This window comes from Neobacillus kokaensis, from assembly GCF_014656545.1.
Classification (GTDB): domain Bacteria; phylum Bacillota; class Bacilli; order Bacillales; family Cytobacillaceae; genus Neobacillus; species Neobacillus kokaensis.
The window spans coordinates 75454-92756 of the sequence record NZ_BNDS01000014.1 but is presented as its reverse complement, the minus strand read 5'-3'; the positions used below and the strand labels follow the sequence as shown (position 1 = coordinate 92756).

Annotated in this window: 12 protein-coding genes; 6 read left to right on the top strand and 6 right to left on the bottom strand. The window is 36.8% G+C overall.

Going from position 1 to position 17303, the window contains the following annotated elements:
- Positions 1-8 precede the first annotated feature (8 nt).
- Together IE222_RS16170 and IE222_RS16165 are read right to left on the bottom strand one after the other, a co-directional pair.
- On the bottom strand, positions 9-1694 hold the full coding sequence (locus IE222_RS16170) for a beta-N-acetylhexosaminidase (RefSeq protein WP_191274547.1): 1686 nt from the start codon (positions 1692-1694) through the stop codon (positions 9-11).
- A gap of 411 nt (positions 1695-2105) precedes the next feature.
- The gene (locus tag IE222_RS16165) at positions 2106-2897 is read right to left on the bottom strand and encodes a YheC/YheD family protein (RefSeq protein ID WP_191274545.1); all 792 of its coding nucleotides are present in this window, start codon (positions 2895-2897) and stop codon (positions 2106-2108) included.
- Between the two features lie 354 nt (positions 2898-3251).
- On the opposite strand from IE222_RS16165, the gene IE222_RS16160 reads away from it, so the two are divergent.
- A complete protein-coding gene (locus IE222_RS16160; RefSeq protein ID WP_191274543.1) occupies positions 3252-4184 on the top strand; it encodes a c-type cytochrome in 933 nt (310 codons plus the stop codon).
- 102 nt (positions 4185-4286) lie between these two features.
- A complete protein-coding gene (locus tag IE222_RS16155; RefSeq protein ID WP_191274541.1) occupies positions 4287-4988 on the top strand; it encodes a response regulator transcription factor in 702 nt (233 codons plus the stop codon).
- Between the two features lie 270 nt (positions 4989-5258).
- Here IE222_RS16155 and IE222_RS16150 read toward each other — a convergent pair whose 3' ends face one another.
- From IE222_RS16150 to IE222_RS16140, 3 genes are all read right to left on the bottom strand, one after another.
- The gene (locus IE222_RS16150; RefSeq protein ID WP_191274539.1) at positions 5259-6314 is read right to left on the bottom strand and encodes an acyltransferase; all 1056 of its coding nucleotides are present in this window, start codon (positions 6312-6314) and stop codon (positions 5259-5261) included.
- Positions 6315-6390: 76 nt separating this feature from the next.
- A complete protein-coding gene (locus tag IE222_RS16145; protein ID WP_223282744.1) occupies positions 6391-6570 on the bottom strand; it encodes a hypothetical protein in 180 nt (59 codons plus the stop codon).
- A gap of 446 nt (positions 6571-7016) precedes the next feature.
- The gene (locus IE222_RS16140; protein ID WP_191274535.1) at positions 7017-7952 is read right to left on the bottom strand and encodes an LCP family glycopolymer transferase; all 936 of its coding nucleotides are present in this window, start codon (positions 7950-7952) and stop codon (positions 7017-7019) included.
- Between the two features lie 580 nt (positions 7953-8532).
- On the opposite strand from IE222_RS16140, the gene IE222_RS16135 reads away from it, so the two are divergent.
- A complete protein-coding gene (locus tag IE222_RS16135; RefSeq protein WP_223282743.1) occupies positions 8533-11850 on the top strand; it encodes a trifunctional glycoside hydrolase family 18/polysaccharide deacetylase/glycosyltransferase family 2 protein in 3318 nt (1105 codons plus the stop codon).
- 149 nt (positions 11851-11999) lie between these two features.
- Here IE222_RS16135 and IE222_RS16130 read toward each other — a convergent pair whose 3' ends face one another.
- A complete protein-coding gene (locus IE222_RS16130; RefSeq protein WP_191274532.1) occupies positions 12000-13940 on the bottom strand; it encodes an alkaline phosphatase family protein in 1941 nt (646 codons plus the stop codon).
- Between the two features lie 189 nt (positions 13941-14129).
- On the opposite strand from IE222_RS16130, the gene IE222_RS16125 reads away from it, so the two are divergent.
- The 3 genes from IE222_RS16125 (at position 14130) to IE222_RS16115 (ending at position 17258) form a co-directional block, all read left to right on the top strand.
- A complete protein-coding gene (locus tag IE222_RS16125; RefSeq protein ID WP_191274530.1) occupies positions 14130-14549 on the top strand; it encodes a KGG domain-containing protein in 420 nt (139 codons plus the stop codon).
- Positions 14550-14823: 274 nt separating this feature from the next.
- Complete coding sequence (locus IE222_RS16120; RefSeq protein WP_223282742.1) at positions 14824-15381, top strand: integrase; 558 nt, start codon at positions 14824-14826, stop codon at positions 15379-15381.
- A 272-nt stretch (positions 15382-15653) separates the two neighbouring features.
- Positions 15654-17258: a PucR family transcriptional regulator gene (locus tag IE222_RS16115; RefSeq protein ID WP_191274528.1), complete on the top strand. Its 1605-nt coding sequence runs from the start codon at positions 15654-15656 to the stop codon at positions 17256-17258.
- Positions 17259-17303 lie beyond the last annotated feature (45 nt).

Sequence of the window (17303 nt, the reverse complement as noted above, 5' to 3'; positions counted from 1 at the left end):
ATATCGGTTTACTTAATGCTAACATCACCTATAGGTGAAAAAGGTTGGATTTCAGGTAATTCACTGCCTTTTTCAAATCCAGCAACATTTCCTAATCTTTGGCGGTTTTCTGCAAATGTATGAAAGTTAGTTACTTCATTACTTTTAGTATTCCAAGATTTTGTTGCTAAGGAGCGTAATTCTTTAGCGATATCCTCCGTTATCACGTCTTCACTCACCAGGTTAGGATTATCATTCCAGATAGATAAACATGCTCCTTTAATAAATTCTGAATGATCTTCAACAGTATTTTGATCAAATTTTCCTGGTGTCCACTCATTAAATATTCTTTTATCCTGATCTAAAAAGTCAAATGAATGTTGTTTACGTCCATCCATTGGCATATCATTTCTCAATACATAATAAAAATAACCTGCATTTAGATTATATATATCTTTATGTTTCTTTTCTACAAACGTATGAAGGTTTGCAATACTTGGGTTCCAGCTCATTTGTGACCAGTAATCTATACCAATATAATCATGCATTTGGATTTGCTGCTTTGGCTCATTTACATCATTTTCTCCATAATAAATGCCATCATTGAAAATTCTTGGTTTAAACCCGCCATTATACACATGAGCTGCTATTATGTTAATGTAATTAGCTATTACATCTTTCCATGTAAATCCTTCTCCGAGTGTTTCATGTGCATAGTCATTTAAAACTTCCTTGTAATCAGTGGTAAATGGTGGTCGATCGAATTCCATATATTCGTCAGCGCCAATATGAAAATCTGTAAAACCTTCAAATAGTTCCATGTATTCACTATAAAGGCTTTTTACATAATTAACAGCTTCAGGATTTGTAACATCTAATGCTACTTTGCTTTTGTTTCCGTTTTTATCCACCTGTCCGAATTCTGGATGGACTTTTAAAATATGTTCAACATGACCCGGCGTATCTAAAGAAGGTATGATATTAATCCCATATTTTTTTGCTTCTGCTAGAATTTCCTTTATTTCTGTTTTTTTCAAATACCCATCTTGTGAAACTATGGCCGGATCCACATCACTCTCAATTCTAAATCCCAGGTTCTCTGAAAAGTGAAGTTGCAATGTATTCAATTTCATGTAAGAAAATTCTCTTATATGTTGAATAATCCAATCTTTTGATACATATTTTCTAGCGATATCAACATGAACACGTCGTTCTGGTAAATCGGGATAATCAATGATCGTTCCATAAACTAAACTATTTCCATTCGTAATCATGAGTTGTTGTATGGTACGTAATGCATACAAAGCAGCGTTTTCTGATGCAGCAACTATTTTTACTCCTTCAGCCCCGATTTCAATTTTATAGGCTTCTTCACTATTACTTTTTGTTGTAATTGAGCTGTTCTCATCTAATGTGATAACAATATCTTGAGGCGTTATTTCTGATCCCTCTGCATATATTTTATTGATTTTCAAAGCGGCAGGGATTTTCTTTTTGAAAAATTCAGACGAAATTAATTCTACAACCTCTTTAAGTCTTGCATTCTGTAAGTATTCTTCCGTATTCGGGATCACCAATCTAGTAGATTCATTCATCGTCCATTGATAATATTTTGAGTCTACTTTATATGATTGAACGATTGGCAATGCTAAGCCGGCTAATTCCTCTCCTTTTAAATTAGATAGCTTTTGAGCATTTGGATTGCCTTTATCCATTTCGACATCTCTCCTTATGTAGCATAAGCTGGGTCTTGATTATCATGTAAAAAAAAAGCAGCAACAATTGTAAACAAGCTTGTAACACCATACCTAATCAAGAGTTACACAATGCTAATTATTTCATTTTTTAAACAATATCTGGTGCTATTGTAAGTTATAAGTAGGAACTTTTCAATGTTAATATAACGTAGAATGCTTGTAATATCTGATCATATAATTTTTAATTTCTATTTATTATGATTATAGAATCGAAGCATAGTATAAACTCCGCTTCATTTAAAAAATAGTGAAACAGCAAAACCACTTCCTAATACAGTAGGAAGTGATTTTTGCTGTTAAACAATACTCATATCTTTACTTGGATTATCCAAGAGTTCCTTGGCATGCCCTTTAAACAGAAAGTTCTTCTTATTTTTTTCTTCTGCGTAATTTTTTTATTTTGCGTATTTTCCCCCTGTTTCCTCCTAACATTTTTCTTATTTTATGGTACATCGTTTTATCTTGGAGCTTTGAAAAGTGAGAAAGAGCAGGATATACGTTTGCCTCAATAATCCAGATATAACCGTCACTATCTATTCCGATATCAAAACCATATATACGATGGCCTGGATTAAGCTCCTCTAATGACTTCACAGCAAGCAAGGTAATTCGTTCTAATTCTGATATGAGCTTTTCGCTATTTTCATCTGATGTATGAATATTTGAGGCTTTAATAGCTTCGGCAATAGGTAATAATGATCCTCTGCTTAGTGCAGTGTTGGTAACAAAGAAGCCATTCCCGGCTAATTTTGCAACTTTCCCTGTTACGACCCACTCATTTGCGTTTATTGGTCTTTGGACAACTACCCGAATATCAAAGGGGTAACCCTGGATATTGGCAAGAGGGATATAACTTTGAGCAATATAATGTTTAGGAGCTTTAGCTTTTTGTAAGTAGGCAAAGGCGCTATCTTTGTTGCTAAATTTCCTTTTTCTATTTAAATAATGGATCTCGATTTCATCTGATTCTAAAGCAGTAATTTTAAATATACTCTTCCCCTTATTTCCTGACCTGGGTTTTATAACCACCGTATGATGCTCTTTAACAAAGTCCCATAATTCCTCTTGTGAGGAGAAATTTATCGTCTTGGGAAGATGCCGTTCAACCTCTTCATTATTTTTTAAAAATATATATTTATCCCATTTGCTTACTCTTAACATTCCCGCTCATTCCTTTCAAAGGGCATTAACTTTTTTAACAACAACTAAATTTATTACTTAATATATTTATGAACGGTATTTTTGCTTGGACTTTTATTAAATGAACTTGAATGACACCTTCCTAGTTGTTTCATCACCTGAGTGCCCTCGTCTGTCCATAATGTTTTTTAACAGCTGCCTTAGCCCCACTTTTTGTAGATTTAGTGAACTCTCCTCCCATTTACCCGATGTTCACGAAACGCTCAATTTTAATTAACCCAATCTTAACAAAACTTTTGGATAATGAGCTTGTAAAAACGATTCGGAAAATCTTCTCTTATGAGAAGTCCCCCTAATATGGAGAGGAGCTTAAACATGAGTAAATTTTTTATTTCATCCGTTGCGGCTATTGTTGCCACGATCGCACTGGGGTTCACTGTATTTTTCCTATTTGTACAAGATTCAAAGGGGCAGCCGGCGGTAAGTTCTGGAGCATCAGCGCCTATGGAACAAACAGAAACTAAACCAGAACATCCTTATTTACCACCTAGTATGGACGATGTTCCTGCAGGGGAAGAAGGGGAATTAATCAAATTAGGGTTAAAAGAACATAATGAAACAAGCACGGTTTTGGATGGATATGTAGGAAATAAACTAAGTTGTGCTAGCTGTCATGCGGATGGTGGCGTTGGTTCTTCTCTTGACCTAGTTGGTATTTCAAAAACCTATCCCCAATACAATCCGCGTGCTGGGAAAGTAGTTACAATCCAAGACCGTATTAACGGGTGTTTTAAAAGAAGTATGAATGGAAAACCGCTTCCTTTAGATAGCAAGGAAATGAAAGCAATGGTAGCTTATTATAATTATATTTCAACCAATGTTCCAGATGATACGAAAGAAAGACCTTGGGCTAAAATGCCAAAAGCTGACGGTGATCTAACTAAGTTAAATGTAGATGCCGGCCGAGAACTTTACAATAAAGCATGCATCACCTGTCATGGTGAAGGTGGAGAAGGGGGGGCCACGGGACTTCCTCTTTGGGGAGAAAAATCCTATAACATTGGAGCGGGTATGGCTCGAGTAAGAACGGCAGGAGGCTTTATCAAAAAATATATGCCTAAAGCACCGATGGCTGGTTATGAAGCAGGTTCCTTCACAGATGAAGAAGCGTTGAATATCGCAGCATATATTAACTCTATGACTAGACCTGATTTTCCTGATAAAATTTATGACTGGCCGAAAGGCGATGCGCCGGATGATGCAGCCTACGAAACACTTGCAGGGAAAAAGGCTGCAGAAAAGAAATAATAGAAAATGACCCGTTAACAGCGGGTCGTTTTTCTATAATAAAACACAACCTTTTGTGAAACTCTTTTCTATCATTATAATAGAGGCAAGGGGCTGAAAAAGTTGGAAGATAAAAAATTAAGAGGTAAAACCATATTAATTATAGATAGCAATAGTGAAAATAGAGCGGTATTAAGATTTCATCTGACTAGGCAAGGTTTCGAAATATTGGAAGCTGCTAATGGACAAACGGCTCGTGAATTGTACTTAAAACACGACCCTTGTTTTGTACTTCTAGAAACATCGCTTCCTGATATGGATGGACTCGAAGTGTGCTCCTGGATGCGTTATGATCTAGACAGTAACGTACCAATCATCATTGTATCTTCTAATAATACGGAACAGGATAGAATCATAGGATTGAAACAAGGGGCCGATGACTACATCGGTAAACCATATAATGTAGAGGAATTGTCGGTTAGAATTGAAACGGTTTTACGAAGAACCGCCAATCGCTGCAGTAAACTAAGCTATAAAGGGTTAACAATTAAACCATTAAAAGGAATCGTGAAATTTCACGATGAGGTACTTGAATTAACTTATTTCGAATACAGCTTACTATATCTATTTATGACCCACCCAGATCAAATTTTCTCAAGGGAACAAATCATTAATACCATTTATAAAAAGAATGAAAAGGTAATCAACGAACGAACAGTAGATGTCCATATCAAAAATCTAAGAGAAAAAATTGCAAAGTATACAGATTATCCTTTTATCGTGACGTTAAGAGGAATTGGATATAAGTTTACAACTGAAGGTTGAGAGAAATGTCTCAGGTCCCCATGGGGTTATGGACGCTTTCTTGGGATGGTGGAGAAGCTAATAGTTCACGGATAATTTTAATGATCCAGCTGTACCTGATAAGTTTACCTGATAGGGGGGAAATTGTTTATCAATCTCATTTGGTGGTACATACGAATGAAAAGCATCGAAACAAAAAAGTTCCTATCCTTGTATAAAACCTTTACAAACATAGAAACTTATTGAATCGATGACGCCCTCATAAGACTAGAACCTAAAGTTATGCGTTTTTTAAGTAATTCTTTCCCCTAAATAAGGAATTTTTCTAATAAATGAAGTTGCCAAGAAACTAATAATAAATATGCACAAAGCGAGGATCGGAACAGAAATAATAGGATTAAATGAAAGGTTGTCAAATCCGGCATTCATTATTAAAGTACGCACCATGTCATGAATTAAATACATACCAAAGCTATATTTAGAAATAATGGAGATAATGGATAGGCTGATGTTGTTTAAATTCCTATTTCTAAAGAAATCTTCCATAAATAAAAATAAAGCAATGGTAGTAAAAAATACATTTACTCTTAAATAATAATATAAAAAGTTATCAGGCGAGCCTTTTTCGATGGAAAGGAAGCTATTCCCTACAATCGTTATAAGAACACCCAATATGCCCAGTATATATATTCCCTTTTTCAGTTTTCCATTTACGCCGTACTGTGATAGGTAATAGCCCATTATATAGTAAACCGCCCAGCCCAATGCTAAATTAACATCAAAGTTTATGAGAAAAGGTACGAGATAGTTAAATGGATAAAAGTATTCCAAGGTTGGTAAAAAACTTGAAAAGAGAAACCCAATCACTAGAAAATATTCTATATCTTTTTTCCTGGCAGCTTTTATAAATATTCTAAAAATGGGGGTAACAATGTACAATCCCAAAATCATATATAAAAACCATAAATGATAGTGTGTGTCTCCTTGAAAAATACTTATTACCGCGTCTTTAAAAAAATGAATGTTCAATGGTGCCTGCTCTAATATCCTTTTATACAATTCATAAATAAATCCCCAGAAAAAAAGCGCAAGTAGAACTCGAAAGATTGATTTCGTATAAAGCTTTTTCATGCTAATCGGTTTATTTGGATTTAAAAAGAACATCCCGCTTAACATGGCAAACACAGGAACGCACCATCTTGCTAATGAATCGTAAAAGTTTAAAATATTCCACTCGTAGGAAGAAGGCTTTAATTCTCCAAAATTAGTGGCACTAACATGTATAATCATCACAGCAAATGTTGCAAATACCCTTAATATATCAGCGTAAATCACCCTATTTCTCAACTAGAATCCTCCAATCTAAGATGTATATTTTCTGATTGCTATGGTTTGAATGGGTTAAGATATAGTAGATAAAAAACTATTGATGGGCTTTATTTACTAATAAAATTAATTCATCGATGTTTTTAATTATGATTTCTTTTTTTAAAGGAGGTAAATCCGAAATGTTTGTAATTATTCCCCTTCTTTTTTGTTCCAAATGTTTCAAAACATCTTTATTAATTCCATAAAGAGTACAATTACATTCTTTGTCCATCATCTCTATCCTCTTCCCCTTTTCTTTGAATAATATCTATTTCTAAATGTAAATAATTTTAAGCTTAAGTTGATTTACCTCTTCTTTATGGCTTAATCATGGAAACTGCTCTTGCCTTTGAAACTAAAAAGGCCGACTTTCCTATTAAATAAAGGATTGCCGGCTATTTGCTGGAGAAAACCTTGGTGTATCTAACATACCATAGTTTGTTTACAGTTTAGTTAATGGAAAATAACAGTTTGACAACAGACACTTTACTTACTTTAAGACCACAAATGACTCTGTATCATTTATGAGAACGGTAAATTCCCGGTACAAGATGATACACACCAGATTCTGCTGAATCCGATATACCGTACCCTTTCCACACATCGTTAAAGATATTACACGCTCTCATCATAAAGGCGGCATGATGTAATAAGGTTTAGAAACTCTTGATTTAACGGAGACTACTGAATATCCAAGTGTTTTTTAACCATCTTAGACAGCTTTGTCCGTTCTTTCTCAGGCACAATGTAGTAATAGACACCCTTTACTTCCTTGCCGTTGCCATTTATGTGGATTTGTTCAAGGCTGTGACGTGTTTGGGAATAGTATTTCTGAATGTCTTTTATTTCCTCAAACGTTAAATTTGTTTTTACATTCTTGCCAATTACCTCCAATATATTTCCATAGTTTGTTAGGGTTTCGATTTGTACTGCTTCTTTTATAAAAGCTTTAATAATTTTACGTTGGCGTTCTTGTCTCCCTAAGTCACCCTGCGGGTCAAAAGCACGCATACGAGAATACTTTAGGGCTTCTTCACCATTCAATTCCATTTTACCAATAGGAAAATCTGTCCCTTCATAAGAAAAGTTCAGGGTGTTATTGACGGTCACACCGCCGACAGCATCTACAAGATCCTTAAAACCATCCATATTTACTTCCACAAAGTAGTCAATCGGGACACCTAGGAAATTTTCAACGGTTTTAATGGTCATGTCAACTCCGCCATATGTATACGAATGATTGATTTTATCCTTTATTCCCTTGCCGATAATTTCGGTGTATGTATCACGAGGAATGCTTACCATTTTAATAGATTTATCTCCTGGATTTGCCGTTAATAGAATTAACGAGTCTGGACGCCCGCGGTCTCCGTCACGCTGATCCACCCCAAATAATAAAACAGAGATGGGATCTCCTGCTGCCAAATTAATAACACGCTGCTCAGATGCTGAACGTTTTAGTGGTTCATGTGTTTTTTTGAGTGTGCCGGCAACAGAGTGATATACGGAAAATCCGTATGCGCAAGCTCCTATAATAAGAAGGAAAATGACTCCAAGTGTAATTTTAAAGCCCAGCTTCCTTTTTTTAGGTGTTGGAGATGTGTGTTCCTGTTCCATTCAAACACTTCCTTTGCAGTAATCTCGTTTTATTTTAGCATCAAAAAAATATATCGGTATTCGACAAAATAACTAGAGAAACGACAAAACGCCAGTAATTCTTCTTAAATAGATTAATGTACCTAGGCGAGAGGGCCCTTTTTTTATTAACAAAACGTTTCTGCCATATTAAAAATTTATTGCGAAAATATTAAGAATCGTTATATTACTGAAATAGTAACTGGATCCCACTTGAAATTCTTTGGTTAAACAATAAAAAGGAATATTACAAAGAGAAAAATAGAGCTAAGGAACTAGGTATATTGGTAAGTAGGTAATTGTTTTGCTAGAAGTGGTTGATGTCCATGAAAATTGGATAAATCAGCTTATTTTTTCTTATAGATCCATTTGTTACTCTTATTAATGGATTGGAAGACTGGTAGAATTTACGGCTTTTGATATCTACAGTTTCCATTCAAATTTGAAATACCTAGCTATTGTGAAACTATGAACAATACACTGTTCTTAAATAGAGAATAGGTAGATCCTTGGAGATTTTTCGAATGTAAGGATAAATAATGATTTGAGGTAGGTATTAAAAATGAAAAAAAGGATTTTCCGGAATGAAGGTAAAAATAAAAAAACACATTTGGGATCTGAGCCAGGTCAAAAAGATTTTATTTTTAAGAGTGAATCGAGCAAGCGGTGGAATATACTTATCATTCTTTCGGCCCTTCTAGTTGTTCTATTCTTTCTGATGATCTTTTTTGGGGGGCTGGGTCTTTATGCTAATCCCCATCTCCCCACATTGGAGACAAAAGAAAATAATGAATTTTCACACATCCGTTCATCTGCAACCATGACTTCCCATCAGAATGCAACTGTAAATACCGATACGAATGGGGATTATCTTAAACAGAAAATTGCCTATAAGGATGATGTATACGCATTCTATGTCAATTGGGACAGCAACAGTGAGCTATCGCTCAGGAAAAATATTGATACAATCGATGTTCTAATCCCGCAATGGTTGAGTTTAAATGAAGACCTGGAGCTTGAAAGCAATATTCAGCCGGAAATAGTAGAGCTCGCTAAAAAGAATAATGTGAAGATTGTACCGTTAATTCACAACATACAGGATGGCAAGTGGAATCAGGAGACAGTGCATCAACTGTTAAATTCTCCTGAAGAACAAGCGAAATTAATTAAAAAACTGCATGAACTAATAAAAAAGCAGGGCTTTGACGGGATCAATATTGACTTTGAGAATCTAAACAAGAACGACCGGGATTTATTGCCCCAGTTTTTAAAGGAGCTTGATACGGTTTTCCATGCTGACGGCCTCTCTGTATCCATTGCTGTACAGGCTGCTAATGAGGCGTTTGATTATAAAGAACTGGAAAAGTATGTTGATCAGATGATTGTGATGGCATACGATGAGAATGTGAACAACCCTGGCACCATTGCTTCATCCTCCTGGTTTAAAGAGACTCTATCAAAATTATCTAAGGAAAAGCTTATTGTTGGGCTTGGGAATTATGGATACGACTGGGAGTGGGAAAGCCAGCAGCCGGGAGAAGTCGTTTCCTTTGATGACGTCACAAGACTCGCTGAAAAAGCAAACTTGAATATCCAATGGGACGATATGAGCCAAACTCCTTACCTTAAATATACGGAGAACAACAAAGTACATGAATTATGGTTCCTAGATAGTGCAACCTTCTACAACCAATTGAAAATGTCTACTGAAGCTGGAGCGCAGGGAATTGCACTCTGGAGGCTAGGGTCGGAGGATCCATCTGTTTGGGATATTCTCAAAGGGCATAAAACGGAGGAATTACTTACCGTCAAGAATGGAGGAAATATTTACAGCACAGGAAAAGGGGAGATTTTCCGAGCGAAAAAGAGTTGGAAAGAGGGGGAACGCAGCCTTCGGTTTGATGGCTCTGGCTTTATTACGGGTGAAACCTATATATCTAACCCAATATCATCCGAATTTGAGCGTTTAAGCCAGCCGGGGGAAAAAGAGATTGCACTAACCTTTGATGATGGGCCCGATCCTAAATATACGGAAAGCATATTGAAGATCCTGAAACAACACCAAGTAAAGGCTTCGTTCTTTGTCATAGGTAATAAGGCAATCCACAATCAAGATATTCTGAAACGAATTTATCAGGATGGCCATGGAATTGGCAACCATACGTTTTCTCACCCTAAAACAATAGAAATGTCTGATAAACAGATAAAGTTTGAGCTAAATAGTACTCAACGCATCATTCAAGGAATTACTGGACATACGACCTCGTTGTATCGGTCCCCATATGGAGATGAGGAGGCAAAGTATTTGCCATCGCATTTTCAAAAGTTACAGGATGTAACGCAAATGGGCTACGTCACTGTCAATTATGATATCGATTCAAAGGACTGGAAGCTGCGTGATAGCGAGGCTATTGTTAAGAATGTCTTGAGCCAGGTATCAAGCGGCGATATTATTTTACTTCACGACGGCGGAGGAGATAGACAGGCTACCGTTGAGGCACTGCCTGAAATTATTGAAGTGTTACAGAATAAAGGATATAAATTTGTGACAATCAACGATTTAATGGGCCAAAGCAAAAGTAAAATCATGCCTCCTGTCACAAAGGCAGAAAATCCGATTATGCAAAGCTACAAAGTGATGCTGTTCAATCTAGCCAACTTTAAAGAAGTTATATCTTTTTTGCTTTATAGTGCGATGTTCATTTTAGCCCTGCGCATTTTGATCCTAGGCATTTTAGCTTTTATACATAAAAAGCATGTCAGCCATCCTGTAGGGCAGTCTGCTCCGTTTGTAAGTGTCATTATTGCGGCCTACAATGAAGAGAAGGTTATAGGTAGAACCATCGAATCGATTTTGAAAAGCGATTATCCAAACCTAGAGATCATTGTTGTTGACGATGGTTCCAAAGACCAGACCTCCTTGGTTGTATCCCGTAAGTACCAAGCGAATAAAAAAGTCTTTCTTTTCCACAAAGAGAACGGGGGAAAAGCTACAGCCATCAATCTAGGCGTTAGGAAGGCAAAGGGGGACATCCTTGTTGCCATTGATGCGGACACTATTATTCCTCCTGATTCGATTTCAAAGCTTATTCGGCATTTTGCTGATGAAAATATTGCGGCGGTATCTGGAAATGTAAGGGTTGGGAACAGGGAAAACCTGTTAACTGCCTGGCAGCATATTGAGTATGTAACTGGATTTAACTTGGAGAAACGCAGCTTTGCCACTCTTAATTGTGTCCCTGTCGTTCCGGGAGCTTTGGGGGCGTGGCGTAAACAGGTTGTTCAAGAGCTGGGCTATTTTACCAATGATACTCTTGCAGAAGATACAGACATGACATTAAAAATTCTCCGCCAAGGCTATAAAGTGGTGATTGATGAACAAGCATGTGCCTATACGGAGGCACCTAAAACGACTAGAGATTTCCTGAAACAGCGATTCAGATGGACTTTTGGAACTTTACAATGTTTTTGGAAGCATAAGAAAGCGTTTGGGGGAATAAAGCATAAATCACTGGGATTCATTGCCCTCCCTAATATGCTTTTATTTCAATTTATTGTTCCTTTATGTGCTCCGCTTTTAGATTTATTGTTTATATTAGGGATCATGACAGGGAATACCCAAAAATCTTTAATTATTTTTGCTAGTTACCTTTTGGTTGATTTCCTTGCTTGCTTAGTTGCTTTTAGAATGGAGAAGCTAAGCATTAAACCGCTCCTTTTCTTGTTCCTGCAAAGAATTGTTTACCGCTACTTATTATTATGGGTAACGTGGAAATCCTTTTTTACTGCATTAAAAGGAACCCGGGTAGGCTGGGGGAAATTAAAGCGGGCAGGAGTTGTGACCGTAGAGCCACGATTAAAGGAGAAACGAATCGTCTAGTCATTTTATAAAAAGCATCCTCCACTGGATTACAAGTGGAGGATGCTTTCTTATTTTTCCATTTGAAGCATTTTGAAAGGGGTCTTTCCTGATGCCAGAGAAAAAAATGAGCGATACTCTTTTGAAGGATTAGCATAACTTCTTTCTCATCAATCCCTTTGTTGGACTTTTCTTTCCGCTTTTTCTGTCAGTTCACCAATAGCTTTTCCTTCTACAAAATCGGGAGGCTGTATGCCGATTAGCTGGTACAGGGTAGGGGCAATGTCTAGTGTGCTAATCTTCGTGTCGATCGTTCCTTTTTTAATCCCTTTCCCAACGGCCAAAAATACAGGGCGCAGCTCTTTTCTTGAGGGATTGCCGCCATGATTCCCTAAATCCCCGGGCTCCATTACCTCATCACCGCTGCCTTGAGCCATATAATATCCCTTTTGGGCGACGAGGATGATATCACCCGCGTTCGGATGTTGGATTTGCCCTTTCTCATAGCTATTATCGGTTCCAGTTAGAATGACTTTGTCGTAAGGATGGATTTTTTTATGGAAAAAGGTCATTTTCGCTGTCTTAGTAAAGCTATTAAACGAACCAGGGAGCTTTTCATTGTTATGAACTATTTTGCCCCACAATTGGATGGGGGCGATTGAGAAGAAGGTGGTTAACGGTATTTTCTTCTCATCTACTTCTACACCTTTGAAAATATCAGCAATCTCTTTTTGGATTTTGTCATATTGGGTTTGGTCCACTATGCCGCCTTCTTCCCGGCCTTTCAAATTGATGTAAACGTGCGCTATGGAGCCGCTAGCTACCGCGAAGGCTTTCGATTTTTTAATATTTACTTTTCCGTTGTTGTATTTTACCAAGAGCCCTTTTTTCTCCAATTCTTCATTTGGAGAAAGCCGTGAATGAACTGGCTCCATTCCATGATCAGACACTATGAAAAGACGATCATCCTGGCCCGTTTCTGCTAAAACTTGTCCAAGCATTTCGTCAGCCAATTTGTAAGACCAGCGAATGTAGCTTAAGTATTGTTTGGACCTATCGCTTGTATAACCTGGCTGTCTTGGGTCAGAAAGCAGGTATTTGTGGGACTCATGATCAATCTGTGGATAATAGAAAAATAGTAGATCTGGCTTGTACTTCTTTTTTATGTACAGGGAAACATCTGTCGTCCATTGTGCAAACCTTATACTAATTTCTTCATATTCCTTTCTTGTTATCCACTTTTTATCCAAAGCTTTGTCATCTTCTTGGATGGGGAAATATCCAAAGTGCTTATAGATATCTTCCTTAAAATGTTTTGGACCTTTGACAACTCCGGAAGATACGGCAGTCCTATATAGTTTGGCATCGGAAAGGTCAGGTTTTGTCGCTTTAATTTTAAAAGCAAATCCTGCCATCTCTTTATCGTGGGTTTGAAATGAAAGAGAACCCCACTCATCAAGGCTAACTTTTTCTTTATTCTGCATGTTTCTATCAAAGGAGAGATAAAACTCTCCAGGTGTTTCTGTCGTAACATACACCTTCAGATTATGGCCATTTCCTATTTTTAAAGGAAAAACGGCAGATTGACGTTCTTTGGTGTTTTTTTTAAATCCAAGCGAAATTAATTCACTTTCTGCCAATGTGTTCCCATAATATATCGAATAATCCGCTTGGTGGCCGTATTTGGGGTTAGAACCTGGAAAAAGGATAGTCGCCGTTTTCTTACCTTCCTTACGTACGACCGACCAGAGCGGTTTAGCGTCCAGTCCTGAATAGAAGGCACTTTCGCTATCAGTCAACTTTTTATTCGGCTTATGTAGTTCATTGCTTACCATGCCTGTGGCACCCGATGCAGCACCGGTTGCTATGGCAGCATGGGAGGCAGACGTTAAAGAAGGAAATATTGTACGGATATTGTCAGCCATTTTGCCCCTGCTCACCACCTGTTTAAAATGCGGCAGCTGTTGTTGTTCCATATATTCTTCTAAAAAGTCATGCCGCATACCGTCAAACGAAATCACCATATCGGTGGAATGGTTGGATTCAGCCCCCAAAATAATAGAGGGAAAGGACAGAAAAAGTATAGTAAATAGAGACACCTTTAGTTTCATAATATCAACCACCTGTTGTAACTTATTTATTTGTATATTCCCGCTATTTGCAGCAGGGAAACAAAGCAGACAGGTCTATCATTTTTTTTAGAAATTCAAAGAGTAATAGAAAAAAGGTGTTTAATTTAATAGAAGGTGGGAATATAAAGAGTGTAGTCGAAATTAAGTAAAAAAATGGAGGGATTTTAAATGGCTGACAAAAAACGAAATAATCATGATGACGGAAAGATGACTGTCGAGGAAGCAGGCCGCAAAGGCGGAGAAGCTACGGCAGAAACCCATGGCAGAGAGTTTTATGAGGAAATCGGCCGCAAAGGCGGAGAAGCTACGGCAGAATCCCACGGCAGAGAGTTTTATGAGGAAATCGGCCGCAAAGGCGGAGAAACGACGGCAGAAAACCATGACAGAGATTTTTATGAGGAGATTGGTCGCAAAGGCGGCGAAGCAACTTCAAAAAATCATGACAGAGAATTTTACGAGGAAATTGGACAAAAGGGCGGCGAAGCGCGCGCTAACCAACGCGACGACGATCGTGATGGCAAAATGAGCAGAGAAGAAGCAGGCCGTAAAGGCGGCGAGGCTCGTGCCAGAAAACGTGATAACGATTAAATCTTAAAAAACATTTATTGAAATTAAATACGAGCTGGCCTGTTGAAAGGTCCCTAATATAGCAAAAAGCTGGTGAAAAACATTTCGTTTTTCACCAGCTTTTTTTTTGATAAATTTTAAATGTTAGTACATATTATTCCCTGTTGAAAACAAATTTATCTTGATATATTCTATAGTTGGGAGAATTTCCATCTCCTGTATTTGGAATAATAATTTAATAAGTAACATATTATGATCCCAAAAGATAAATTAATTTAGAAAGTAAGGGGAAAAATTGAACCAGCAAAATAGAATAAAGTTGATTGAGGAATTGATACAGTCAACGATGACAAATGTTGGATTAGACATTGAACTGAAGCGAACACTTACCGGTGTGAATATGAGCTATAATTTTATCCTTGATTATATAGGTTATGATGTTGATCGTATAGAAGAAGCCCTAAAGGAAATGCAGTCTCTAGTATCACTCGAAACGTATATTAAAGCTTTTACACTTCATGAGTTAGGGCATGTGTTAGACCGGAAAGCTTTAATGGAGTCAATGACAAAAACTATTGAATATCACGAAATGAAAAAAAACCATACAATATACGAACGTTACAGTGATTACACTCTTCTTGCGATGCTTATCGAAGAGCATCAAATGAATATTGTTTTTGAAGAAACTGCTTGGGTGAATGCTCAAAAGTTAAATATGGAATATGGTATTGTTGATTGGGAAAGCTTTGAAAAAGTGAAGAATCTAGGAATGTCGACTTATTTGAATTTATATGAGAATGATTTACAGCTATATAACCAGCTTTTAGCGGAACAAACCGAGCAAAGTGCTTAATGAGAATAAACAAAAGACGATCACATTGAACGTTTGCTGTCTGAACCTAACACTAAAAGTGTTAGGTTTTTTTAAAATAGGCACATAAAACAATGATACAGAAAATAGGATCATGAGCTAGGGGGAGCTGCCTCTAATAATATTCTTAATAATGGACTTTTCTCGCTTGCAATGACGGTATCTAAAATATGTTAATTTCTAACCATAATTCTATGTCCCGTTAGGATATAATTAAAATTAAGCAAACTGTTAGCCAAAATAATTGAGAAAAAGTGGTGATTGAAAATGGGGTAACAGTAAAAGATTTACTGCAATTGCCATCATTTAGAGGTGCAGAGGTGTTAGCCGGAAAAGATAACTTGAATCGAACGGTCTCCTCTTTATCGGTATTAGAAGTTTCGAATGTAGATTTTTTCTCCCAGAGCATCCAAACTGTTCAAGAAGAATGGTATGCCGAAGAACTTGTCATAAGCTCCTTGTATTCCATTAAAGATAGTGTGGAAAAACAATGTACAGCTATTCAACATTTACATGATCTAGGGGAATTAGGTCTTATTTTATATTATGTGGGAATTATCTTGCCAGAGATACCAGAAGAGGTGCTCCGCTTAGCAGACTCTCAAGGTTTTATTATTATTTGTATGCCAAAAAACGATTATTCCCTTCGTTATAATGAAGTAATTTATGAAGTAATGGAAGCGATTGTGAGTAATCAGGCTGTTAATGAGAATTTTGTTAATGAATCTCTTGAAAAGGTTTCTTTGCTTCCAGAACATTTACGGAGTGTGGAAATTACACTTAAATTTTTATCTGATCGCTTGAAAGTTAATATCCTGATCACAAATGCCAATTTTGATATTATGAACCAAGTAATGTGGCCGCGAAATTCATCTTTAGATGTCTTGAAAGTAATCCAAGAATTTTCGCCCTATATTACGAATGGCAAAGAGAAAAAAGAGAAATTGGAAATCAATCATATACCCTGTTTTGTTGAATATAAAAGTATTCACCAAAAAAATGGAGAGATCCTTTATCTCTTTCTGATTAAAGAGAATATGAAATTACCGGCTAAGACCATCGAAAAAACTAGCGAAGTGGTACAAGTGGCTATAAATCTATGGGGAGACAAACATGCGGAAGTTAGTGAATATGCTTTAGTCAAAGCGATTGTGAATGATGAAAGTGAAAAGATGCGAAGATTAGCCAATCTGCTTCATATTGATGTTTCTGCAATCGAAATGATGTGGCTAGTTTATATTAAGGATTTGTCAGATGAAAAGAAAATTAGAGAAGAATTGGCAGAGCAGCTTTCAAAATATTATAAAACTGCGGTCATTCAAACGATCGATCATTGTACTATCGTACTGTTAGGCGATTACTCCTATAAATACCATGAGTTTGAAATTGCTAGGGAGTTTATCGAAACAACAAATTACTTCTCGCAAATTTCGGAAATTGTTTATTGTCCGAAAATGAGAAATACGCTAGATGTTCGTCGTATGTATCAGTTAGTAAATAATGTAGGAAAGAAAGTTCATACAGTTTATCAAATGCGTAAATTGTTTACAGCAGCGGAAATCCGATCCATGAAGCGAGCCGTGGATTTAAGTAAGCAAGGGGAAGAAACAATTGAAGAAAGTTTGTCAGTCATTGCTCCTATTCGGAATGACCAAGAATCTTTGAGGACATTGATGACCTTCCTTCTGGATGCAAATGGCGATTTTGACAATTGTGCAAAACTGCTATTTATTCACAAAAATACGGTTAAGTATCGAATCAAAAAGATTAGTGAACTAATTGGATATGACGTAACCGTTTATTCCGAGTTTTACGATGTTTATATAGCCTGTATGATCTATCGATTAATTAATCGATAAATTTATCCGACTTTTTGTCAAAAACAACAAAAAGTCGGATTTTTT